The sequence below is a fragment of the Synechococcus sp. CC9616 genome (assembly GCF_000515235.1).
Classification (GTDB): domain Bacteria; phylum Cyanobacteriota; class Cyanobacteriia; order PCC-6307; family Cyanobiaceae; genus Parasynechococcus.
In genome coordinates, this window is the sequence record NZ_KI911558.1 from 1 (window position 1) to 2,453 (window position 2,453).

2 protein-coding genes are annotated in these 2,453 nt (G+C 49.4%); both read right to left on the reverse strand.

All coding sequences use genetic code 11. The features are described 5' to 3' along the window. Positions 1 to 182 precede the first annotated feature (182 nt). Entirely contained in the window at positions 183 to 401 is a 219-nt protein-coding gene (locus tag SYN9616_RS0100010) for a hypothetical protein (protein WP_232199793.1), read from the reverse strand. A 447-nt stretch (positions 402 to 848) separates the two neighbouring features. After that, positions 849 to 1,220, reverse strand: a complete 372-nt coding sequence (locus tag SYN9616_RS0100015) for an AbrB family transcriptional regulator (RefSeq protein ID WP_028951297.1) — start codon at positions 1,218 to 1,220, stop codon at positions 849 to 851. Positions 1,221 to 2,453 lie beyond the last annotated feature (1,233 nt).

Here is a 2,453-nt window from a genome sequence, read left to right on the forward strand (position 1 = left end):
CTCGATGAACCTACTTTCGTCAAAGGTGAAGCTCCCGGCAATCAGCTGTCGTGCTCATTGCCATGGGGAGCGAATTCAACGATTGTGAGAATGGCTTGCCTGCTTTATGAGCATGTGGACTCCTGCCGTTCCAGCTGGATGCAGGATGATGAAATCAAAGCCTTGATAGAGTTCTGACTTGGTCAGAGAGGACATCGAAAGATGTTGAGCACTTTGCCTTCATCGGTTCTGATCTCACCGGTTTTGATGCAGCCTGCTTCTGAAGGCGGAACCCGTAAGCCGATGTGAGTTGTGTAGCTTTCGGAGCCCTCCGCCCCCGTGGCCAGCACAACGATGAAAGCTGCCATAGAGAGCAGAGCAGCCAGAAGCACTCGGATCATTACAGGAGTTGGGCGGTTCATTCTGGAGATGAAATCCGGTTGTTGTTATCGGCTTGATCACCCGGATAACAAATCAGCCCACATCGGAAAATGGTTGATCTAACATTAGGCGTCATACACAAAGATCTCAATTTCGAATTACCTGCCTATTTCAAGCATGGTTATTTGACGCTAAAGCTGAACATGAACGTCTTTTGTATCTGCACGATTTTTTGTAAACGCAACAGATAGAAAATTTGTTTTTAAATCCGAAGGACACGGCCTGTTTGTTGATTCACGAGACAAAAAGGAGTGTGCTTGCATCTCATCTACTAAGGGTTAGCCTTAGAAGACCTGATATTTGTTCGAATCTTAGACAAATCCCCAATCGCTTCTGAGGAGTTTTCGGTGATGAAGTGAATTATCTGTAAAAGACAGACGAAACAAGAGAGTCGCAGCGCGTCTCCCCTGTTTCGCTAGCCGTTGAGCTCACTCTTCGATTTCTTCCGCTCCACCTTCGGGAATCAGACGAATTGCTTTCTTGCCAAGCTTGATTTCAAAATTGTCGCCAGGCTTTAGATCAAGCATCGCTGTATAAGCCTTTCCAATCAGCAGGTTTCCGTTGCCTTGCACAGTGGCAACGTAGCTGAGTTTTCTGCCACCTTTGCCAACGCCAGCCTTGCCATCTGCAGCCAAAGTGACTCCCTTGGCTTCCAGGAGAGCTTCATAGAAGGCGGTGAAATTAAGTCGCTCTCCGCCGTCCTTCTTGGTGGAAACGTAGCCGCATGCTCTTACCAGGTCAGACTTGGAGACATCGCCTAGGTCTTTGACTTTTGAAAGAAGATCAGATCCTGTGAGCATTGACTTTGTTGAGACCAATCGATGGTCTCGTAACTCTGGCATACGTCAACTGCTGGCTGCGGATATTGATGTCGAGGCGATCATGACATCAGCAATACAAATTCGATGATAATAAAAGATGAGAAGGATGATGTGGCCAAAAGCCAAAGGCGGATATTTCGGGTCTTGTTAAAGGCCGCTTCTGCTAACGGGCAAGCCTGTCGGAGTGCAACGACTTGCTTTTAATGCTGATGAAACCTTTTGGAGGCTGTATTTGAGTCAAGAGCGCAAAAGGTGCCACCAGGGAGAAGTTTTTGTCGTTACGTCAGCCAAGAAAAAAAGCTTTGAGCTTGTAGACCCCTCACCGATGCCTGCAATGTCAAGACCTTACGGCTCACGACTCAGATCGATTCAAAGTATCCAAAAAAAAGGACGGGGTCCCATCCCCGCCCTTGAACCTGTCTTCTTCTCGCTCACGAGTGACGCTCAAAAGAGAGAAGCTGCAGCCCCCTCAGGCTGCTTTACATAATGTAACAGAGAGGACTGGCGGATGTTGTTTGCTCGCCATTCCCTAGTCAATGATTGGGTTTTGGGGGTCTCCGGTCTGATTCTGGGGGCTCAAGCAGCCCTTTGATCGGTGTGCCCTTGATTCTTCTTCGGGTCCACGGTTGTTCTGCATGCCGTCCATTGGTTGCAGGGCTGATGTTCCATTGACTTCTGCCGGATCTGGAGTGATGACCTCTGAGCCATCGGATGCCTTTGGGGGCGCAGGGATGGCTCAGTGAGATATGTACCGTCGCCAAGCTGTTCGCGGAATGACTGCCGAAGTTGTGAAGAGAGGCCGGGGAGTTGAGTCTGTAACGTCGCTAGCGACTTCTGAGTGATCATGCATGACCCTGCTTTTGGTTGCTGCAGGTTTCCTCGGCTTTTTATGGCTGACTCAAATGCTCGTGAGGAAAAATATGGAGGATGGAAGCAATCGCTGAATGAGTTGTTGAGGGCAGTTGCCGTCCAGCAAGCAGTACAGGTGCCCATGGACGATGAGGGTCAATTCGCAAGCCGAACCCAAGGATCTTTGATTTGTGCTGATCGGTAGCCATATTGTTTTTGTGAGGAAAAGCGCCTCACGGGGTGGAAACAAGGCCACACTCCCTAGAAGCGTTTTTGGAACCCCTGCCTTTGGCGGGGGTTTCTTTTTGTCTGTGGTCCAGGATTGAGGGGGTGTGTGATTCCGGTTTTGGCGCCACCCCCAAA

What these genes read in the sequence shown, in the direction of transcription:
- SYN9616_RS0100015 (WP_028951297.1), bottom strand. Translation starts at nt 1,220, where the DNA reads ATGCTCACAGGATCTGATCTTCTTTCAAAAGTCAAAGACCTAGGCGAT.
- SYN9616_RS0100010 (WP_232199793.1), bottom strand. Translation starts at nt 401, where the DNA reads ATGAACCGCCCAACTCCTGTAATGATCCGAGTGCTTCTGGCTGCTCTG.